General features: G+C 65.5%; 21 protein-coding genes and 1 pseudogene. 16 read left to right on the top strand and 6 right to left on the bottom strand.

Annotated features, from left to right (window positions below; translation table 11 throughout):
* Positions 1 to 8 precede the first annotated feature (8 nt).
* The 3 genes from recG (at position 9) to ALIDE2_RS21685 (ending at position 3,776) form a co-directional block, all read left to right on the top strand.
* Positions 9 to 2,126 carry an ATP-dependent DNA helicase RecG gene (gene recG / locus ALIDE2_RS21695; protein WP_013723145.1) on the top strand — a complete coding sequence of 706 codons (2,118 nt, stop codon included), beginning with the start codon at positions 9 to 11 and terminating at the stop codon, positions 2,124 to 2,126.
* Positions 2,127 to 2,171: 45 nt separating this feature from the next.
* Positions 2,172 to 3,137: a LysR substrate-binding domain-containing protein gene (locus ALIDE2_RS21690; protein ID WP_013723144.1), complete on the top strand. Its 966-nt coding sequence runs from the start codon at positions 2,172 to 2,174 to the stop codon at positions 3,135 to 3,137.
* A gap of 99 nt (positions 3,138 to 3,236) precedes the next feature.
* Entirely contained in the window at positions 3,237 to 3,776 is a 540-nt protein-coding gene (locus ALIDE2_RS21685; RefSeq protein WP_013723143.1) for a Dps family protein, read from the top strand.
* A 210-nt stretch (positions 3,777 to 3,986) separates the two neighbouring features.
* Here the strand turns inward: ALIDE2_RS21685 and ALIDE2_RS25730 are convergent, their stop codons facing one another.
* The gene (locus ALIDE2_RS25730) at positions 3,987 to 4,811 is read right to left on the bottom strand and encodes an SGNH hydrolase domain-containing protein (protein ID WP_337999175.1); all 825 of its coding nucleotides are present in this window, start codon (positions 4,809 to 4,811) and stop codon (positions 3,987 to 3,989) included.
* Positions 4,812 to 4,955: 144 nt separating this feature from the next.
* Positions 4,956 to 5,881, bottom strand: a pseudogene (locus ALIDE2_RS25725) (acyltransferase family protein); the annotation flags it as partial.
* 566 nt (positions 5,882 to 6,447) lie between these two features.
* Between ALIDE2_RS25725 and ubiA the strand changes: the two are divergent.
* Positions 6,448 to 7,320, top strand: coding sequence for a 4-hydroxybenzoate octaprenyltransferase (ubiA, locus tag ALIDE2_RS21680; protein ID WP_013723142.1), 873 nt, complete (start codon positions 6,448 to 6,450; stop codon positions 7,318 to 7,320).
* Between the two features lie 6 nt (positions 7,321 to 7,326).
* Here ubiA and ALIDE2_RS21675 read toward each other — a convergent pair whose 3' ends face one another.
* From ALIDE2_RS21675 to ALIDE2_RS21660, 4 genes are all read right to left on the bottom strand, one after another.
* Positions 7,327 to 9,102, bottom strand: coding sequence for a CotH kinase family protein (locus tag ALIDE2_RS21675; protein ID WP_013723141.1), 1,776 nt, complete (start codon positions 9,100 to 9,102; stop codon positions 7,327 to 7,329).
* A 99-nt stretch (positions 9,103 to 9,201) separates the two neighbouring features.
* Positions 9,202 to 10,041 carry a pyrroline-5-carboxylate reductase gene (gene proC / locus ALIDE2_RS21670; protein ID WP_013520749.1) on the bottom strand — a complete coding sequence of 280 codons (840 nt, stop codon included), beginning with the start codon at positions 10,039 to 10,041 and terminating at the stop codon, positions 9,202 to 9,204.
* Positions 10,042 to 10,197: 156 nt separating this feature from the next.
* Positions 10,198 to 11,703, bottom strand: a complete 1,506-nt coding sequence (gene glpK, locus ALIDE2_RS21665; protein WP_013723140.1) for a glycerol kinase GlpK — start codon at positions 11,701 to 11,703, stop codon at positions 10,198 to 10,200.
* Positions 11,704 to 11,724: 21 nt separating this feature from the next.
* Positions 11,725 to 12,486 (bottom strand): DeoR/GlpR family DNA-binding transcription regulator, encoded by a 762-nt coding sequence (locus ALIDE2_RS21660; RefSeq protein ID WP_013723139.1) that lies wholly within the window; start codon positions 12,484 to 12,486, stop codon positions 11,725 to 11,727.
* Positions 12,487 to 12,608: 122 nt separating this feature from the next.
* On the opposite strand from ALIDE2_RS21660, the gene ALIDE2_RS21655 reads away from it, so the two are divergent.
* The 12 genes from ALIDE2_RS21655 (at position 12,609) to secY (ending at position 19,847) form a co-directional block, all read left to right on the top strand.
* On the top strand, positions 12,609 to 14,207 hold the full coding sequence (locus ALIDE2_RS21655; protein WP_013723138.1) for a glycerol-3-phosphate dehydrogenase/oxidase: 1,599 nt from the start codon (positions 12,609 to 12,611) through the stop codon (positions 14,205 to 14,207).
* Positions 14,208 to 14,414: 207 nt separating this feature from the next.
* Positions 14,415 to 14,783, top strand: a complete 369-nt coding sequence (gene rplN / locus ALIDE2_RS21650; protein WP_013520745.1) for a 50S ribosomal protein L14 — start codon at positions 14,415 to 14,417, stop codon at positions 14,781 to 14,783.
* Between the two features lie 10 nt (positions 14,784 to 14,793).
* Entirely contained in the window at positions 14,794 to 15,114 is a 321-nt protein-coding gene (gene rplX / locus ALIDE2_RS21645; protein ID WP_013520744.1) for a 50S ribosomal protein L24, read from the top strand.
* Positions 15,115 to 15,123: 9 nt separating this feature from the next.
* Positions 15,124 to 15,663 carry a 50S ribosomal protein L5 gene (rplE, locus tag ALIDE2_RS21640; RefSeq protein WP_013723137.1) on the top strand — a complete coding sequence of 180 codons (540 nt, stop codon included), beginning with the start codon at positions 15,124 to 15,126 and terminating at the stop codon, positions 15,661 to 15,663.
* 9 nt (positions 15,664 to 15,672) lie between these two features.
* Positions 15,673 to 15,978, top strand: a complete 306-nt coding sequence (gene rpsN / locus ALIDE2_RS21635) for a 30S ribosomal protein S14 (RefSeq protein ID WP_011803856.1) — start codon at positions 15,673 to 15,675, stop codon at positions 15,976 to 15,978.
* Between the two features lie 21 nt (positions 15,979 to 15,999).
* Positions 16,000 to 16,395: a 30S ribosomal protein S8 gene (gene rpsH / locus ALIDE2_RS21630; protein WP_013520742.1), complete on the top strand. Its 396-nt coding sequence runs from the start codon at positions 16,000 to 16,002 to the stop codon at positions 16,393 to 16,395.
* Between the two features lie 24 nt (positions 16,396 to 16,419).
* Entirely contained in the window at positions 16,420 to 16,953 is a 534-nt protein-coding gene (rplF, locus tag ALIDE2_RS21625; protein ID WP_013520741.1) for a 50S ribosomal protein L6, read from the top strand.
* An 11-nt stretch (positions 16,954 to 16,964) separates the two neighbouring features.
* Positions 16,965 to 17,330: a 50S ribosomal protein L18 gene (rplR, locus tag ALIDE2_RS21620; protein ID WP_013520740.1), complete on the top strand. Its 366-nt coding sequence runs from the start codon at positions 16,965 to 16,967 to the stop codon at positions 17,328 to 17,330.
* 15 nt (positions 17,331 to 17,345) lie between these two features.
* A complete protein-coding gene (gene rpsE / locus ALIDE2_RS21615; protein WP_013520739.1) occupies positions 17,346 to 17,867 on the top strand; it encodes a 30S ribosomal protein S5 in 522 nt (173 codons plus the stop codon).
* 12 nt (positions 17,868 to 17,879) lie between these two features.
* Positions 17,880 to 18,062 (top strand): 50S ribosomal protein L30, encoded by a 183-nt coding sequence (gene rpmD, locus ALIDE2_RS21610; protein WP_013520738.1) that lies wholly within the window; start codon positions 17,880 to 17,882, stop codon positions 18,060 to 18,062.
* A 10-nt stretch (positions 18,063 to 18,072) separates the two neighbouring features.
* Complete coding sequence (gene rplO, locus ALIDE2_RS21605; protein ID WP_013520737.1) at positions 18,073 to 18,504, top strand: 50S ribosomal protein L15; 432 nt, start codon at positions 18,073 to 18,075, stop codon at positions 18,502 to 18,504.
* A gap of 23 nt (positions 18,505 to 18,527) precedes the next feature.
* Positions 18,528 to 19,847, top strand: a complete 1,320-nt coding sequence (secY, locus tag ALIDE2_RS21600; protein WP_013520736.1) for a preprotein translocase subunit SecY — start codon at positions 18,528 to 18,530, stop codon at positions 19,845 to 19,847.
* The last annotated feature ends 13 nt before the right edge of the window (positions 19,848 to 19,860 follow it).

Below are 19,860 nucleotides of genomic sequence, written 5' to 3'. Positions count from 1 at the left end.
CTTTTCGCGTGCCCCGCCCCGCCGCATCTCCCTCCGCCCGCACCCCTGCGCCCAGCCCGGCCCGCAAGGCCCTGGAGAAGCTGGGCCTCACGCGCGACATCGACCTGGCCCTGCACCTGCCGCTGCGCTACGAGGACGAGACGCGCATCACGCCGATCCGCAGCGCGCGCGAGGGCGAGACGGTGCAGGTCGAGGGCACGGTGACGGCCAGCGAGATCCAGATGCGCCCGCGCCGCCAGCTCGTGGTGACGCTGGAGGACGGCACGGGCAGCTGCGAGCTGCGCTTCTTCAGCTTCTACCCCTCGCACCAGAAGGCCATGGCCGTGGGCGAGCGCCTGCGCGCGCGCGGCGAGGTCCGGGGCGGCTTCTGGGGCCGGCAGATGCTGCACCCGGCGTTCCGCAAGGCCGAGGGCGCGCTGCCCGCGGCGCTCACGCCCGTCTACCCCACGGTGGCGCAGCTGCCCCAGGCCTACCTGCGCCGGGCCGTGGCCAGCGCGCTCGCGCGCGTGGACCTGCCCGAGACCCTGCCGCCGGGGCTGGAGCCGCCGCTGGCGCGGTTCGACAGTGAAAATGGCCTCCATCGCCCATGGGGACTGCGCGAGTCGCTCCTTTTTTTGCACAACCCCGCCCCCGACGTGGCGCTGGCCACGCTGCAGGACCACAGCCACCCGGCCTGGCAGCGCCTGAAGGCCGAGGAGCTGCTGGCGCAGCAGCTGTCGCAGCTCGTTTCCAAGCGCGAGCGCGCGCGCCTGCGCGCGCCGCGGCTGAGCCCCGCGCCCGGCGCGCAGGCGCTGCACGAGCAGCTGCTGGCCGCGCTGCCCTTCAGCCTCACGGCGGCGCAGCGCCGCGTGGGCGAGGAGATCGCGCGCGACCTCGCGCGCGCCGTGCCCATGCACCGGCTGTTGCAGGGCGACGTGGGCTCGGGCAAGACCGTGGTGGCGGCCCTGGCCGCCGCCCGCTGCATGGACGCGGGCTGGCAGTGCGCGCTGATGGCGCCCACGGAGATATTGGCCGAGCAGCATTTCGCCAAGCTCATCGGCTGGCTGGCGCCGCTGCTGGCCGCGCGCGGGCGGCAGGTGGCGTGGCTTGCGGGCGGGCAGAAGAAGAAGGAGCGCGCCGCTATGCTCGAACGCATCGCCAGCGGCGGGGCCGCGCTCGTCGTGGGCACGCATGCCGTGATCCAGGAGCAGGTGCGCTTCCGGAACCTGGCGCTGGCCGTGATCGACGAGCAGCACCGCTTCGGCGTGGCCCAGCGCCTGGCGCTGCGGCAAAAGCTCCAGCACGATGGCATGGAGCCGCACCTGCTGATGATGAGCGCCACGCCCATCCCGCGCACCCTGGCCATGAGCTACTACGCGGACCTGGACGTCTCCACCATCGACGAACTGCCCCCGGGCCGCACGCCCATCGTCACCAAGCTCATCGCCGACAGCCGCAAGGACCAGGTGGTCGAGCGCATCGGCGCGCAGGTGGCCGCGGGGCGGCAGGTGTACTGGGTGTGCCCGCTGATCGAGGAGAGCGAGGCGCTGGACCTGTCCAACGCCACGGCCACGCACGCGGATCTGAGCGAGGCCCTGCCCGGCGTGACCGTGGGCCTGCTGCACTCGCGCATGCCGTCCGCCGAGAAGAAGGCGGTGATGGAGGAGTTCAAGAGCGGGCGCATGGGCGTGCTGGTGTCCACCACCGTCATCGAGGTGGGCGTGGACGTGCCCAACGCCTCGCTGATGGTCATCGAGCATGCCGAGCGCTTCGGCCTGTCGCAGCTGCACCAGCTGCGCGGGCGCGTGGGGCGCGGCGCGGCGGCCTCGGCCTGCGTGCTGCTGTACTCCACGGGTGACAGCGGCCGCCTGGGCGAGACGGCGCGCGACCGCCTCAAGGCCATGGCCGAGACTACGGACGGCTTCGAGATCGCGCGGCGCGACCTGGAGATCCGCGGCCCCGGCGAGTTCCTGGGCGCGCGCCAGTCGGGCGACGCGCTGCTGCGCTTCGCCGACCTGGCCACGGACACGGCGCTGCTCGAATGGGCGCGCGCCGCGGCGCCGCAGATGCTGGACCGGCACGCGGCGCTGGCGGCCCAGCATGTCCAGCGCTGGCTGGGCGGAAAGGCGGACTACCTGAAGGCGTGAAATCCACCATGCAATGCGGGGCACGGCATTGCACAATTGGCCGCCATGACCCTCACAGAACTCAAATACATCGTCGCCGTCGCGCGTGAAAAGCACTTTGGCCGCGCCGCCGAGGCCTGCTACGTTTCGCAGCCCACGCTGTCGGTGGCGGTGAAGAAGCTCGAGGACGAGCTTGAGGTCAAGCTGTTCGAGCGCAGCGCGGGCGACGTCACGGTCACGCCGCTGGGCGAGGAGATCGTGCGCCAGGCGCAAAGCGTGCTGGAGCAGGCGGCCGAGATCAAGGAGATCGCCAAGCGCGGCAAGGACCCGCTGGCCGGCCCGCTCACCCTGGGCGTGATCTACACCATAGGCCCCTACCTGCTGCCCGAGCTGGTGCGCCACTCCATCGCGAGCACGCCGCAGATGCCGCTGATGCTGCAGGAGAACTTCACCGTCAAGCTGCTGGAGATGCTGCGCACCGGCGAGATCGACTGCGCCATCCTGGCCGAGCCCTTCCCCGACACCGGCCTGGCGATCGCGCCGCTGTACGACGAGCCCTTTCTGGCGGCCGTGCCATCCAGCCACCCGCTGGCCGAGCGCAAGAACGTGTCGGCCCTGGAGCTGAAGAACGAGACCATGTTGCTGCTGGGCGCGGGCCACTGCTTTCGCGACCATGTGCTGGAGGTCTGCCCCGAGTTCGCGCGCTTTGCCAGCAATGCCGAGGGCATACGCCGCACCTTCGAGGGCAGCTCGCTGGAGACCATCAAGCACATGGTCTCGGCCGGCATGGGCGTGACCCTGGTGCCGCGCCTGTCGGTGCCGCGCGACGCGCTGCACACCGGCGTGCGCCGGCGCAAGAGCGACGACGCGCATATCCGCTACCTGCCCATCAAGGAGAGCGACGGCAGCGCCCCGCCCATGCGCCGCGTGGTGCTGGCCTGGCGCCGCAGCTTCACGCGCTACGAGGCCATCGCCGCGCTGCGCAACGCCATCTACGCCTGCGAGCTGCCGGGGGTCAAGCGCCTGAGCTGAAGCGGGCCGCGTTGGCTATGCCCGCAATTGCCACAAGTCATGGCGAGGCAGCCCTGCTGCGCTACAGTCTTTATCAAGTCAACCGAAGGAGAAAGCACCATGGCCAAAGCCGCAAAAACCAGCAAGACCGTGAAGACGCCCGCTTCCGCCCAGGGCATTGCCGCCCCGGGCATCCGCATCGGCATCAGCGACAAGGACAGAGCCGCCATTGCCCAGGGCCTGTCGCGCCTGCTGGCCGACACCTACACGCTGTACCTGACCACGCACAACTTCCACTGGAACGTGACCGGCACCATGTTCAACACGCTGCACACCATGTTCATGGAGCAGTACACCGAGCTGTGGAATGCCGTTGACCCGATCGCCGAGCGCATACGCGCGCTGGGCCATGTGGCGCCGGGCTCGTACGCGGCGTTTGGCAAGCTGTCGTCGCTGGACGACGTACCCGCCGATCCGCCCAAGGCGCTGGAGATGGTGCGCATCCTGGTGCTGGGCCACGAGGCCGTGGCACGCACCGCGCGCGAGCTCTTTCCCCTGGCCGACAAGGCCTGCGACGAGCCCACCGCCGACCTGCTCACCCAGCGCATGACGGTGCATGAGCAGACGGCCTGGATGCTGCGCTCATTGCTCGAAGATTGATAGCGCGTAGCGCTTGATATATAAGGGCTTCGGCCCTTTTTAGTTGATCGCCGATCCGGACCTGTCGCCATGCCGCCGAAGCGTACTACTGGTGCGGACACCAGCACTGACGCGAACCATGGCAACGCATGGACACCTACGGCACCCCTGGCACGACACGCATTTTGGAGGAGTGGATGCGGCCCATGCCTTTACCCGGATTGATGGTGTTCAGAAAGAAAGTGCATTCCTGATCGCGGGCACATCAATCAGTTTTGCGCCTAGCTCCCTTGCTCCATCGACTGTCAAATGTCCACCATCGTAGGACAGCAAGCGGCCATCAGCGGTAAACACGCGGCACTCACCGCTCGTCCCCACGGGCGTTCCACATATTAAATCCGACACATTTACGAAGTGGGTGGCGTCAACTGTTTGTGCCAGTTGACGGTTGATCATGCGGCTGGTTTCGGAAATTTGGTTCTGCAGCTGATGCCGCTTTGGTGCTGGTGTTGCAAGCATTTTCTTGATGTTTATAGCGCCAAAATTCTTAGTGCCGAAAATAACGAATTTATCGCCAAATGTTCTTTCCAAGTTAGCCAGACTTTCCGGTAGTAATGCAGCATCCCATGCTTGCCAATCGGATGCAACCCAAACCTGGTCGCTTTGCCGTATGAGTTCCTGTACTGTTGCTTGATTATACCGGCCGTCTTGGCGGCACAAAACAGGGTAGGAGTTTGTCACTTGGTCTTCGATGCTGCGTGTCAAGAATAAGTTGCCGCAACCTGCCGCGATTTGATGCGTGGAAACCTGTACTCTATTTGCAAGTGGCCCTTCATAGATGGCATTAACTAAATCTTTTGCAAAACTGTCGCCTATGACCATGAGCTTGATGCCATTGCCGCCTGGTGCGAACGGGGCGTGGTGACGAGCGTCAAATCGCGTGCGTACATACGTACCTTGGTTGCTGGGCGAGATGGACGCCAGGTAGCGATCATCGGGGTTTAGCCGGTCAATAAAGCCATTGAGCACATGCCCTGAAACGCCTGCCAGCAACATTGCTAACGATCCGAAGCCGGCGAACAAGAAAATTCGATTTCGAGGGATGGAGCGATTACGTCGGAAAGGTGTTTCGACATATCTCCAACTCAGGTAGCCTAGAACCAGAGACGACACTGCCAACGCCCCCAAAGTCAACGTGGCCGAAGCCGTCAAACCAAGGTGACGAGCAAACGAAAATATCGGTTGATGCCATAGGTAGGCGCTGTAACTGATCAAGCCCACAGAGACCATTGTAGGCTGGCACAAAAATTTGCCCACCCATGTCTCCGGCTTGGCTCCGATGATCATCAGTGCTGTTCCAAGCGTTGGAATAACCGCGTGTAATCCCGGGAAAGTGGTTCTTGCATCAAAGCGAAAAATGGCATATGCCACTGCGATGAGTCCGACTGCCGACAAAACATTGCTCTGTGTTATGGATAGTTGCTTGCGCGAATCATCAGCGAGATGGAATGCCACCAACGAACCCAACAGCAACTCCCAGGCCCTGGTTGGCAAAAGGAAAAATGCCGCAATAGGTTTGTTAAATGCGCCCCACTCTGCCAAAAACAAGCTGACAACGGCTATCGCCAACAATACGGGGACGATCAGCTTTCGTTTCCAACGCCACATCAAAAGCAGCAAGATCGGGAAAAACACATAGAACTGCTCTTCTACCGACAAGCTCCATGTATGAAGCATTGGCTTTAATTCGGCTGCCCCGTGAAAATAGCCACTTTGCGACCAGAAAAACATGTTAGACGAGAATGTCGCAACGGCAATCAAACTCTGGCCGAATTCCTTAAGATCTGATGGAAGTAAGATGAAAAATGCCGCAGGGGCGCAGATCAGCACAACCAAAAAGAGTGCAGGTAGATGCGTCTGATGCGCCGCTCGTAAAAATCAGCAATGGAAAATGTGCCGCGTTTGATATCGCTCATCACAATACCGGTTATCAAATAACCGCTGATGACGAAAAATACATCAACACCTACATATCCGCCAGAAAACAAACCGAACCCCGCATGGAAAAGGATCACGGGGATGACCGCCAGTGCTCGGATTCCGTCAATTTCTCGCCTGTAGTTCATTGTTTGCCTATGCTGAAATAATCAAGAGACTGGACTGCACCAATTTCGGTTCGGTTGCCCATGTAGATGCAACGCTGACAGGCTCCTCGTCGTTTCGTGTGGAAGTTGCAAAGCTGGGGCAGATGGCGTGGGGTGTCTCGCCGCCATGAATTGACCGGGTCAAGGCTGGACGTAGTCCACCCGCAGGGCCCGACCTTGATGCGGTCAAATCATGGCAAACCATGGGCAAAGGCTTGTCGAATCAACATGTTGAGGCGACAAGCCTTGTGAAGCCTTGACTGCTGCTTTGGGCACGATCATGTTTCCAATATTGTCGTCCAATGTCAGCTCTTGTACTCGAAGGCACCCCGCCGCACTTGGCAATTATTGCCAAGTCCCACACGAAACGGCATAGAGCCCGCTGACAGAGGGCAATAGTAAGGCCACCATGGCGTGGCAGCGGCGGCGGCGATACCAAGATGCTGCACCAAGGCCTGGCTGCACCTGATCCCACGCGGGATGCCGCGTAGCGGATGGCGTATAAACACGGCCTCTTGTTTGTTCGTTCCTTGCTGTCAAGTGCCTGCATGTCTGCCGTTATCGCGCGTTCGCGCATTTCCTTGTATTTGGACCTGATCCGCTTCAACCGCCCCGCCGGCTGGCTGGTGCTGGTCTGGCCCACGCTGGTGGCGCTGTGGGTGGCGGCGGGGGGCTTTCCGGGCTGGCATCTGCTGACCGTGTTCGTCGCCGGCACGGTGCTCATGCGCAGCGCCGGCTGCTGCATCAACGACATTGCCGACCGCGGCTTTGACCGCCATGTGAAGCGCACGCAGGCGCGCCCCATCACCAGCGGCCTGGTCAGCGTGACCGAGGCGGCCCTGCTGGGCGCGGCGCTGGCGCTGGTGGCCCTGGCCCTGGTGCTGACCACGCGCTGGCAGGCCGTGGCCTGGTCGGTGCCGGCGGTGGTCTTCACCATCCTGTATCCGTTCACCAAGCGCTTCTTTGCCATGCCGCAGGCGTTTCTGGGCATTGCCTTCAACTTTGGCATCGTGATCGCCTTTGCCGCGGTGACGGGCGGCGTGCCGGGCCAGGTCTGGGTGCTGTGGCTGGCCAACATGTTCCTAGTGCTGGCCTACGACACCGAGTACGCCATGGTGGACCGCGACGACGACCTGTTGATCGGCATGAAGACCTCGGCCATCACGCTGGGGCGCTTTGATGTGGCCGCCATCATGCTGTTCTTCGTGGCCTGCCTGGCGCTGACGGCGGCGGTGCTGGCGCCCTATGGGCTGGGCTGGCCGCTGTGGCTGGGCCTGGGCCTGGCGGCGGCCCAGGTGCTGTGGCATTACCGGCTGATCCGCACGCGCACGCGCGCGGGCTGCTTTGTCGCCTTCAGCAAGAGCCACTGGATTGGCGCGGCCATCTTTGCCGGCGTGGCCCTGGGTTTCGCGCTGCGCTGAAGGCGTTCAGCAGGGCGTGGCGCCGGGCATGTTCAGGCAGATGGCACCGTCCACGGTCTGGCCGTCGAAGCTGGTGCTGTCAAAGGCGTTGCTGCGGTTGCCGTCGGCGTCGCTGGCGGTCACACGCACCAGGTATTGCCCGGCGGGCAGCGCCCCCAGGTTCAGCAGCGTGCGGCCCGAGACCGGCGCGGGTTGCAGCACCAGGGTGCCGTCGGCAAAGGCCGGCTGGCCGGCCACGGGGCGCGCCACCTGCACCTGGTAGCTGATGGGCTTGCCCTGGGGGTGGAAGGGCGCGGGCCAGCCCCAGTCCAGCTCCAGGCCAGCCTTGTCGCTGGCCGCCAGCCAGTAGGGCATGGGGCGCTGCAGGCTTTGCAAAAAGAAGCCGTGGTTCTGGCCGATCACGGTTTGCAGGCGCTGGTACTCGGCCGCCCATTGCTGCATGGGTGTGCCCTGGCCCTTGGCGTCCAGGTTGCCGACATCGGGGGCGCGCGCCAGGATGGGCTCGACGATGGGACGGTAGCCGTCCAGCAGCTGCTTGACGGCGGCATCGGTGAGGTATTTGCCGCGGATCTCCTCGACCGCCGCCTGGAGCAGGGCCAGGTTGCCGGGCGCCGAGAGGAAGCGCCTATGCAGGGCGCTGTCCCACCAGGAGCTCAGCCCCCGGTTCCACGACGGATAGGCCGCGGCGCCGGGCTGCTGGGCATAGCCCAGCGCGCCGTCGTAGTCCCAGGGCAGGAAGTAGAACTTTTCGCCGCCCAGCGGCTGGTACAGGCCGAAGTTCTGGTTGGCCGTGTCCCAGTTGCCCAGCAGGATGGCGGTGGCCAGCCAGGCCAGGTAGTTGTTGCGGTCGAAGTACCGCGCGAACGTGGCCTGGAACGGTGTCTCGTCGCTGTCCAGGGCCTTTACGGCATCGACGATGGCCTGGTGGTTGCCCGCGTCGGACTCGATCTCCAGCAGCTGTTCGAAATCGGGCCCGGCCTTGCCGCCGGCAAGGGTCTGCAGCCGCGCGTCGGCGTTGAAGTTGAACGAGGCCACCTTGTAGACGTTGGAGCCGGCCGCCCAGCCGCGGAACGCCAGGTAGCTTTTGCCGCCGAGCTTCTCGACGTGGGTGTACAGGCCCATGGGCCGAGGCCCGGCGCCGTCGGCCGCGTCGTAGCGGATGCCGACGAACTGGGTGCGCAGGCTTTCGTGGTAGGGCACGGTGCGCATCAGGTCGAAGGCCAACTTGTTGCGCACGCGTGTCAGGTCGTAGGGGTGCTTGTTGAGGTTCAGGGTGTCCTCGCCCCACCAGGCGGCGCCCTTGTCGAACTTCACGCGGTAGGACTTGAGCGTGGCCTCGCGCGTGCTGCTGCCGCGCATGCGCATCTTGGCCGCGGCATTCACTACCTGCCCGTCGCCGCTGGTGGCCAGCACCTTGATCTCGGGCTCGCAGTTGTCGGTCTTGTTCTCGTCCAGGTCCACCGTGTCCAGCGTCACCATGCCGCCAGGGTAGCTCGGCGGCGGGCTGGCCAGCTGCTGGCAGCTGTCCTTGCCCGCCAGGTACCAGCCGGGGCCTGAGACCGGCGTGGGCTGGTAGCCCAGGTCCAGCGTGAGCAGGGCGGGCGTCGCGTAAGGGTAGAGGCCCTGCGCGCGCGGCAGGTCGTCGGGCCCGGGGGCGAACGGGGCCTTGCTTTGCGGCGGCGGCTCGGGCAGGCTCTCGTAGTCCCCGCCGCCACAGGATGCCAGGGCCAGGCAGGCGCCGAGCACGGCGGGATGGATCCGGAGGGAGGGTCGGCAATGCACGGGTAGCGCCTGGGTCGGGTTGGAGGGGTGGCCGCGGCAGTCATGGCGGCCTTGCCGGACGGGGAGCGGTCCCCCCGGGGCGGATGTTCGCTGCGGCCTTCAGCCGGCGCTGCCGAACTCGTCGCCGAGTTCGCGCGCGCGGTTTTCCGCGGCGTCGAGCGCGCGCATGAAGCGCTGCGCCACCTCGTCGGTCTCCATGGACTGGATGGCCGCATGCGTGGTGCCGCCCTTGGAGGTGACGCGCTCGCGCAGCACGGACAGGGGCTCCTCGGAGCGGCGCGCGAGCTCGGCCGCGCCGGCGAAGGTGCCCACGGCCAGCTGGTGCGCCTGCGCCTGCGTCAGGCCCATGTCCACGCCGGCGTTGGTCATGGCTTCGAGGAAATAGAACACATAGGCTGGGCCCGAGCCCGACAGGGCCGTGACGGCGTCCAGCAGCGACTCCTGCTCCACCCACAGGTAGGCGCCCGTGGTGGCCACGACCTGCTCCACCAGCGCGCGCTCGGGCGCGCCGACGCGGCCGGCGCGCGCGTACAGGCCCGTTATGCCCTGGCCGATGAGCGCGGGCGTGTTGGGCATGGCGCGCACGATGCGCTCGCTGCCGAGCCAGCGGGCGATGCTGTCCGTGCGTATGCCCGCCGCCACGCTCAGGTGTAGCGCGCGCGTCGTGTGCGGCGCCACCTGCAGCGCCGCCTCCTTGAAGGTCTGGGGCTTGACGGCCCACACCACCAGGCCGGCGCGCGCCAGCGCCGCCGTGGCCGCCGGCTGCGCCGTGATGCCGAACTGCTGCTGCAGGGCGGTGCGCGTCGCCTCGAAGGGCTCGACCACCTCGATCTGGCTGGCCGGCAGGCCTTGCCGGATCAGGCCGCCGATGATGGCGCTTGCCATGTTGCCGCCGCCGATGAAGGCGATGGGGGGGAGGAAGAGGGTGCTGGCTGTCATGGTGGGCGATGGGAAGAAAAAGCGTCAGGCGAGATTGTGCGCCTGTGCATGCTGTCAAAAAGCATAGCTGCTAGCGCTTGCCATCTGGTGGTTTTACATGATTTTTATCGAAAATCGAATACTGGCAAGCGCTAGTAGCTATGCTTCTTGAGTGCCTCAGGCCCCTGGCGCGGGCAGCACCGCCTGCGCCACGGCATGCTCCCAGCGCGCCATGAGCGCCTCGGCCTGGTCGCGCGGCAGGGTGGGCACGAAGCGGCGTTCGGCGCGCCACAGCCGCGCCAGCTCCTCCTGGCTGGCGTAGACGCCGCTGGACAGGCCCGCCAGGTAGGCGGCGCCGAGCGCCGTGGTCTCCACGCAGGCCGGGCGCACCACGGGAATGCCCAGCAGGTCGGCCTGGAACTGCATGAGCAGGTCGTTCACGCAGGCGCCGCCGTCCACGCGCAGCTCGGAGACGGGCGCGCTGCCGGCGGCCACGGCGTCGCGGCTCATGGCGCCGAGCAGCGCCGCGCTCTGGTAGGCGATGGATTCGAGCGCCGCGCGCGCGATGTGCGCGAGCGTGGTGCCGCGCGTCAGGCCCGTGATGGTGCCGCGCGCGTCGGGCTTCCAGTACGGCGCGCCCAGGCCGGTGAAGGCGGGCACCATCATCACGCCGCCCGAGTCGGGCACGCTCTCGGCGAGCGCCTGCACCTCGCTGCTGGCCGGGATGGCGCGCAGCCCGTCGCGCAGCCACTGCACCACGGCGCCGCCCACGAAGACGCTGCCTTCGAGCGCGAACTGGGCTTGCCGGTCCGGCTGCGCCGCGCTGGTGGTCAGCAGGCCGTTCTCGCTCTTCTGGAAGCTGCCGCCCGTGTGCATGAGTATGAAGCAGCCCGTGCCGTAGGTGTTCTTGGCCATGCCTGCGGAAAAGCACGCCTGGCCGAACAGCGCGGCCTGCTGGTCGCCGGCCACGCCGCCGATGGCGATCGCGCCGCCCAGCAGGCCGGGGTCGGTCGCGCCGAAGTCGCTGGCGGAGGGCAGCACCTCGGGCATGAGCGCGCGCGGGATGCGCAGCAGCGCCAGCAGTTCTTCGTCCCACTGGTTGGTGTGCACGTTCAGCAGCATGGTGCGGCTGGCGTTGCTCACGTCGGTGACGTGGCGGCGCCCGCCGGTCAGCTGCCAGATCAGCCAGCTGTCCACCGTGCCGAAGGCCAGCTCGCCGCGCTCGGCCTGCGCGCGGGCGCCGGGCACGTTGTCCAGCAGCCATTGCAGCTTGGTGGCCGAGAAGTACGCGTCGATCAGCAGGCCGGTGCGTGACTGGATCAGGCCGGCATGGCCCTGCGCGCGCAGCCGCGCGCACGCGGGCTCGGCGCGCCGGTCCTGCCAGACGATGGCGTGGTGTACGGGCTGGCCCGTCGCGCGGTTCCACAGCACCGTGGTCTCGCGCTGGTTGGTGATGCCCAGCGCGTGGATGCCGCCCGCCGACAGGCCCGCCCGCGCCAGGGCCTCGCGCGCGGTGGCGAGCTGGGTGCGCCAGATCTCGCGCGGGTCGTGCTCCACCCAGCCGGGCCGCGGGTAGATCTGCGGCAGCTCCTGCTGCGCCTGCGCCACCACGCGGCCCTGGGCGTCGAAGACGATGCTGCGCGAACTGGAGGTGCCTTGGTCGAGGGCGAGCAGGTAGGTCATGGCGCGGGTCGGAAGAAAGAATCAGGCGATGGTGCACCGCACCTGCGCCTCTTGGAGCAGGGCGGGGAAGGGCTCGGGCGGCGGCGCGTCGGTGAACAGCCGGTCGATCTGGTCGAGCGTGGCCAGCTGCACCATGGCCGGGCGGTTGAACTTGCTCTGGTCGGCGGCCAGCCAGACCTCGCGCGCCTGCGCGACGATGGTCTGCGCCACCTTTACCTCGCGCAGGTCGAAGTCGCGCAGCGTGCCGTCGCTCTCGATGCCCGAGATGCCGATGAGCGCGATGTCCACGCGGAACTGGCGGATGAAATCCACCGCCGCCTCGCCCACGATGCCGCGGTCGCGCGCGCGCACCACGCCGCCGGCCACGATCACCTCGCAATCGGGGTTCTCGCACAGGATGGCGGCGACGTTGAGGTTGTTGGTGATGACGCGCAGGCCCCGGTGCTGCAGAAGTGCGCGCGCGACGGCCTCGGTGGTGGTGCCGATGTTGAGGATCAGCGAGCAGCCCTGCGGCACCTGGGCCGCCACCGCGCGCGCGATGCGGGCCTTGCCCTCGGCGTTGAGGCTCTCGCGCTGGGTGTGGGCCAGGTTCTCTACGGTGGAGCCGGGCAGGCGCACGCCGCCGTGAAAGCGCGCCACCAGGCCCTGCTCGGCCAGGCGCTGCACGTCGCGGCGCACGGTCTGCAGCGTCACGCCCAGGGCCTCGGCGAGATGCTCCACGCTGGCGCTGCGGTGCTCGTGGACATGGGCCAGCAGCTGGAGTTGGCGGGGATTGTGGTTCACGGTCGGCGGCGGCGGGGTGAGGGGTTCACAGTGTCACATAAGAAGAAATATAATCAAAAAGGAAAATAAACGAAAATATTCGAACATCTGCGGCCCGCGAATGGCGCCGCGCGAAGGCCGGTATGAACACTCCAAGCCAAGACCCGCCCCTGACCACCGACCGTGCCGAGCTGCTGGCGCGCCTGGCCCAGCCCCGCACCTACGACCTGGCGGTGGTCGGCGGCGGCGCCACCGGCCTGGGCGTGGCGCTGGACGCTGCAGCCCGGGGCTTTTCCGTGGTGCTGGTGGAGTCGCACGACTTCGCCAAGGGCACCTCCTCGCGCGCCACCAAGCTCGTGCACGGCGGCGTGCGCTACCTGGCCCAGGGCAACATCGCCCTGGTGCGCGAGGCGCTGCACGAGCGCACCACGCTGCTGCACAATGCGCCGCACCTGGCGCAGCCGCTGGCCTTCGTCATGCCCTCGTACAAGCTGTGGGAGACGCCGTTCTACGGCGTGGGCCTGAAGATGTACGACGCCCTGGCCGGCCAGGCCGGCCTGGGCGCGACCGAATTCCTCGGGCGCATGGATACGCTGCGCTGCCTGCCCACGGTGCGCGCCGAGGGGCTCAAGGGCGGCGTCAAGTACTGGGACGGCCAGTTCGACGATGCCCGCCTGGCCCTGGCCCTGGCGCGCACGGCCGCGCAGCGGGGCGCGCTGCTGGTCAACTACTGCCCCGCGCGCGGCCTGCTGCACGAGGGCGGCAAGCTCGTCGGCCTGGTCTGCGAGGACGCGGAGACCGGCCGGCGCTTCGATCTGCGCGCGCGCGCCGTGGTCAACGCCACCGGCGTGTGGGTGGACGAACTGCGCCAGCAGGACGGCCAGGCCCTGGGCCGGCCCGTGCGGCCCATGGTCGCGCCCAGCCAGGGCGTGCACATCGTCGTGGACCGCGAATTCCTGCCCTCCGACCACGCCCTGCTCGTGCCCAAGACGGCGGACGGACGCGTGCTCTTTGCCGTGCCCTGGCTGGGCAAGCTCATCCTGGGCACCACCGACAGCCCGCGCCAGGACCTGGCGCGCGAGCCGCTCGCGTTCAAGGAAGAGGTCGATTTCATCCTGAACGAGTCGGCCAAGTACCTGCGCCGCGCGCCGCTCCCCGAGGACGTTCGCAGCATCTGGGTGGGTCTTCGCCCGCTGGTCAAGCCGCAGGACGACGAGGGCGGCAACACCAAGGCCATCAGCCGCGAGCACACGGTGCTGGCCAGCGCAAGCGGCCTGGTCACCGTCACCGGTGGCAAATGGACCACCTACCGCGCCATGGCCGAGGACGTGCTGAAAAAATGCTTCGACGAGGGCCTGCTGCCCGCGCGGGCGGCCGGCGTCACCCAGCGGCTGCCCCTGGCAGGGGCGCCCCTGGAGCCGCCGCGCCGGCGCATGTGCGATGCGCAGGGGCTGCACTCCTATGGCCTCGACGCGGCTGCCGTGCTGCAGCTGCCTGGCGCGGACCAGTGGCTGGCCGAAGGCCTGAGCGAGGCCATGGTGCGCTTCGCGGCGCGCCATGAATACGCGCGCACGGTGGAAGACATGCTGGCGCGGCGCAGCCGCCTGCTGTTCCTCGACGCGCGCCTGGCCGCCCGGCTGGCCCCGCGCGTGGCGGCCATCCTGCAGGAAGAACTGGGGCGAGATCCGCAGCTGGCGGCCTTCCAAGCCCTGGCGCAGCAGTACCAGCACCTGCCCGCCTGACCGTTTTCCTGGTGGGTGCTTGACTTCGCTTTCCGCTACGGACATAATGCACGGCTTCGCGTGAAATGCGCGAGGTTTCTGCCCAGTGGAAGCGCTGCGAAATGGTTCGCGGCGTGGACGACGGGCCCAAGACTGACTGGCTGCTCGCAGCCCTCGAGAAGACTCTGGGGCTGTCGGGATGTGCTGGTGCAAGTTGGGAATATTGAAATGATCCAAACAGAATCTCGGTTAGACGTTGCCGACAATACCGGCGCGAAGTCCGTCCTGTGCATCAAGGTGCTGGGCGGTTCCAAGCGTCGCTATGCAAGCGTTGGCGACATCATCAAGGTGAGCGTGAAGGAGGCTGCACCGCGTGGTCGCGTCAAGAAGGGCGAGATCTACAGCGCTGTGGTCGTTCGTACGGCGAAGGGTATTCGCCGCGGCGACGGCTCGCTCGTCAAGTTCGATGGCAACGCCGCCGTGTTGCTCAATTCCAAGCTGGAGCCCATCGGCACCCGCATCTTCGGCCCCGTGACGCGTGAACTGCGTACCGAGCGCTTCATGAAGATCGTGTCCCTGGCTCCCGAAGTTCTCTGAAGGACGGGCCATGAACAAGATCCGCAAGGGCGACGAAGTCATCGTGATCGCTGGGCGCGACAAGGGCAAGCGCGGCACGGTTACGCTGCGCAAGGATGACTCCCATCTGGTCATCGAAGGCATCAACCTGGTCAAGAAGCACGTCAAGCCGAACCCCATGAAGGGCACCACCGGCGGCATCGTGGAAAAGGCCATGCCCATCCACCAATCCAACGTGGCCATCTTCAATGCCGCTACCGGCAAGGCCGACCGCGTGGGCATCAAGGTGCAGGCCGACGGAACGCGCGTGCGCGTGTTCAAGTCCAACGGCGCCGAAATCAAGGCGGCCTAAGGAGTCCATATGGCACGACTGCAACAACTCTATCGCGAAAAGATCGCTCCCGAACTGATCAAGCAGTTCGGCTACACCTCGCCCATGCAGGTCCCGCGTCTGACCAAGATCACGCTCAACATGGGCGTGAGCGAGGCCGTGGCCGACAAGAAGATCATGGACAACGCCGTGGCCGACCTGACCAAGATCGCAGGCCAGAAGCCCGTGGTGACCAAGGCCAAGAAGGCCATTGCCGGTTTCAAGATCCGCGAAGGCCAGGCCATCGGCTGCATGGTGACGCTGCGCGGCGCGCAGATGTATGAATTCCTGGACCGCTTCGTGACGGTCGCGCTGCCCCGCGTGCGCGACTTCCGTGGTATCTCCGGCCGCGCTTTCGACGGCCGTGGCAACTACAACATCGGCGTCAAGGAACAGATCATCTTCCCCGAGATCGAGTACGACAAGGTGGACGCCTTGCGCGGCCTCAACATTAGCATCACCACGACGGCCAAGACCGATGAAGAGGCCAAGGCACTTCTCTCGGCTTTCCGTTTCCCGTTCAAGAACTAAAGGCAGCGTATGGCTAAAGTAGCTTTGATCCAGCGCGAACTCAAGCGCGAAAAACTGGCCGCCAAGTACGCCGCCAAGTACGCGGAACTGAAGGCCATCGCCGGCGACGCCAAGCGCAGCGACGAAGAGCGCGAAGCCGCTCGCCTGGGCCTGCAGAAGTTGCCTCGCAACGCCAACCCCACGCGCCAGCGCAACCGCTGCGAAATCACCGGTCGTCCCCGCGGCACCTTCCGTCAATTCGGTCTGGGCCGCGCCAAGATCCGTGAACTGGCATTCGCCGGCGACATCCCCGGTGTCACCAAGGCCAGCTGGTAAGCGCAGCAGGAGAGATACAACATGAGCATGAGTGATCCCATCGCTGACTTGCTGACCCGCATTCGCAATGCGCAAATGGTGTCCAAGGCCACCGTGTCGGTGCCTTCCTCCAAGGTGAAGGTCGCCATCGCGCAGGTGCTGAAGGACGAGGGTTACATCGACGGCTTCGAAGTGAAGGCCGACGGTGGCAAGTCTGAACTCCAAATCACCCTGAAGTACTACGCCGGTCGCCCCGTGATCGAGCGCATCGAGCGCGTGAGCCGTCCCGGCCTGCGCGTGTACAAGGGCCGCGACTCCATTCCGCAAGTCATGAACGGCCTGGGTGTGGCAATCGTCACGACGCCCAAGGGTGTGATGACCGATCGCAAGGCGCGCGCTACCGGTGTCGGTGGCGAGGTGCTTTGCTATGTCGCTTGACGTGGCATTGAGGAGAAGACTGAAATGTCCCGTGTAGGTAAATCCCCGGTAAGCATCCCCGCAGGCGTGGATGTGTCCATCAAGGACGACCAGATCAGCGTCAAGGGTTCGGGCGGCACGCTGTCGCTCGCGCAGAATGCGCTGGTGAAGGTGTCCAGCAACGACGGCAAGCTGAGCTTCGAGCCGGTCAATGATTCGCGTGAAGCCAACGCCATGAGCGGCACCGTGCGCCAGCTGGTGAACAACATGGTGCAGGGCGTCAGCAAGGGCTTCGAGAAGAAGCTCACGCTGATCGGCGTGGGTTTCAAGGCCGCTGCTTCCGGCAGCAAGCTGAACCTGAACGTCGGTTTCTCGCACCCCGTGAACTTCGAGATGCCCGCCGGCATCACCGTGGCCACCCCCACTCCGACCGAAGTCGTGATCAAGGGTGCCGACCGCCAGGTGGTGGGCCAGCTGGCTGCCGAGATCCGCGCCGTTCGTCCTCCCGAGCCCTACAAGGGCAAGGGCATCCGCTATGCGGATGAGAAGGTCGTGATCAAAGAGACCAAGAAGAAGTAAGGAGCTGCAGCATGTTGACCAAGAAAGAGCAGCGTCTTCGTCGTGCCCGCCAGACCCGCATCCGCATTGCCCAGCAAGGCATCGCGCGTCTGACGGTCAACCGTACGAACCTCCATATCTACGCCAGCGTGATCTCTGGCTGCGGCACCAAGGTGCTGGCCAGCGCCTCCACGGCCGAGGCCGATGTGCGCAAGTCGCTCGGCGGCTCCGGCAAGGGTGGCAACACCGCCGCGGCCCAGATCATCGGCAAGCGCATCGCCGAAAAGGCGAAGGCCGCCGGTATCGAGAAGGTCGCGTTTGATCGCGCAGGTTTTGCGTATCACGGCCGCGTGAAGGCCCTGGCTGAGGCGGCCCGTGAAGCCGGCCTGCAGTTCTAAGCGGAGCGGATAAAAATGGCGAAATTTCAACCCAAGGTGCAAGACGAAGGTCGTGACGACGGTCTGCGCGAGAAAATGATCGCGGTCAACCGCGTGACCAAGGTCGTGAAGGGCGGTCGTATCCTCGGCTTCGCTGCACTGACCGTGGTCGGCGATGGCGACGGCCGCGTCGGCATGGGCAAGGGCAAGTCCAAGGAAGTGCCCGCTGCCGTGCAGAAGGCCATGGAAGAAGCGCGTCGCAAGATGATGAAGGTGTCCCTCAAGAGCGGCACGATCCATCACAACGTGACCGGCCACCATGGCGCCGCCGTCGTGATGATGGCTCCGGCCCCCAAGGGTACCGGCATCATCGCCGGCGGCCCGATGCGCGCCGTGTTCGAGGTGATGGGCATCACCGACATCGTGGCCAAGAGCCACGGGTCGTCCAACCCCTACAACATGGTTCGTGCAACGCTGGACGCCCTGGCCAATTCCACTACGCCGGCCGAAGTGGCCGCCAAGCGTGGCAAGACGGTCGAAGACCTGTTTGCCGCTTGATTGGGAGGCTCAATGACAACGCAACAAACCATCAAGATTCAATTGGTGCGCAGCCCCATCGGCACCAAGGAATCGCATCGCGCCACGGTTCGTGGCCTGGGGCTTCGCAAGCTCAACAGCGTGAGCGAACTCAAGGACACGCCTGAGGTGCGCGGCATGATTAACAAGATCAGCTATCTGGTCAAAGTCCTCTGAGAGGTTGATGATGGAACTCAATAGCATCAAGCCCGCAGCAGGAGCCAAGCACGCCAAGCGCCGTGTCGGTCGTGGTATCGGCTCCGGCCTGGGCAAGACGGCCGGCCGCGGCCACAAGGGCCAGAAGTCGCGTTCGGGCGGCTACCACAAGGTCGGCTTCGAAGGCGGTCAAATGCCCATGCAGCGTCGCCTGCCCAAGCGCGGCTTCAAGTCGCAGTCGCTCAAGTTCAATGCCGAGATCACCCTTTCGGCGCTGAATGCGCTCGACCAGGCTGAGATCGACGTTCTTTCCCTGAAGCAGGCCGGGCTCGTGCCCGCCCTGGCCCAGGTGGTGAAGGTCATCAAGAGTGGCGAACTCACCAAGGCCGTGAAGCTCACGGGCATCGGTGCCACGGCGGGTGCCAAGGCCGCGATCGAAGCGGCTGGCGGCAGCCTGGCCTGATTTGGTTCTGAAGAAAGGCATCTGTGGCTACTAACGCAGCTCAACTGGCAAAAACCGGTAAGTTTGGTGATCTGCGCCGGCGACTGGTGTTCTTGTTGCTCGCGTTGGTGGTGTACCGCGTGGGGGCGCACATTCCCGTTCCGGGAATCGACCCCGCACAGCTGCAGCAGCTGTTCAGTGGCCAGCAGGGCGGCATCCTCAACCTGTTCAACATGTTCTCGGGTGGAGCGCTTTCGCGCTTCACGGTCTTCGCGCTGGGGATCATGCCGTACATCTCGGCATCGATCATCATGCAACTGATGACCTACGTGCTTCCCACGTTCGAGCAGATGAAGAAGGAAGGGGAGGCGGGTCGCCGCAAGATCACGCAATACACGCGCTACGGGACCGTGGGCCTCGCGGTGTTCCAGTCGCTGGGCATCGCGGTCGCTCTCGAAAGCTCGGCCGGCCTGGTGCTGAGCCCCGGCTTCGGCTTCCGGATGACGGCAATGGTCAGCCTGACGGCTGGCACCATGTTCCTGATGTGGCTGGGCGAGCAGATTACCGAGCGAGGTTTGGGCAACGGCATCTCCATCCTGATCTTCGCGGGTATCGCGGCCGGTCTGCCCAGTTCCATCGGTGGCTTGCTGGAGCTGGTGCGCACGGGTGCGATGAGCATCCTGGCGGCCATCTTCATCGTGATCGTCGTGGCGCTGGTGACCTACTTCGTCGTGTTCGTCGAGCGTGGTCAGCGCAAGATCCTGGTGAACTATGCGCGCCGCCAGGTCGGCAACAAGGTGTATGGCGGGCAATCGTCCCATCTGCCCCTGAAGCTGAACATGTCCGGCGTGATTCCGCCGATCTTCGCCTCGTCAATCATCCTGTTGCCGGCGACGATCGTGAACTGGTTCAGCGCTGGCGAGTCCATGCGCTGGCTGCGTGACATCTCTGGCGCCCTGACGCCCGGGCAGCCGGTGTACGTGATGTTCTATGCGGCTGCCATCGTGTTCTTCTGCTTTTTCTACACGGCGCTGGTTTTCAACAGCCGTGAAACTGCAGACAACCTGAAGAAGAGCGGGGCCTTCATCCCCGGCATTCGGCCAGGCGAGCACACGGCGCGCTACATCGACAAGATCCTGGTACGCCTGACGCTGGCCGGTGCCGTGTACATCACCTTCGTGTGCCTGCTGCCCGAGTTCCTGATCCTGAAGTACAACGTGCCGTTCTATTTCGGCGGCACCTCGTTGCTCATCATCGTCGTGGTGACGATGGACTTCATGGCCCAGGTGCAGAACTACATGATGTCGCAGCAGTACGAATCGCTGCTGAAGAAGGCCAACTTCAAGACGACACCAGGTACCTGATTCCGACGTGCCT

It is taken from the genome of Alicycliphilus denitrificans K601, assembly GCF_000204645.1.
Taxonomy (GTDB): Bacteria; Pseudomonadota; Gammaproteobacteria; order Burkholderiales; family Burkholderiaceae_C; genus Alicycliphilus; species Alicycliphilus denitrificans.
The sequence above is the reverse complement of the archived record's forward strand: the minus strand, read 5'-3'. Positions and strand labels throughout refer to the sequence as shown.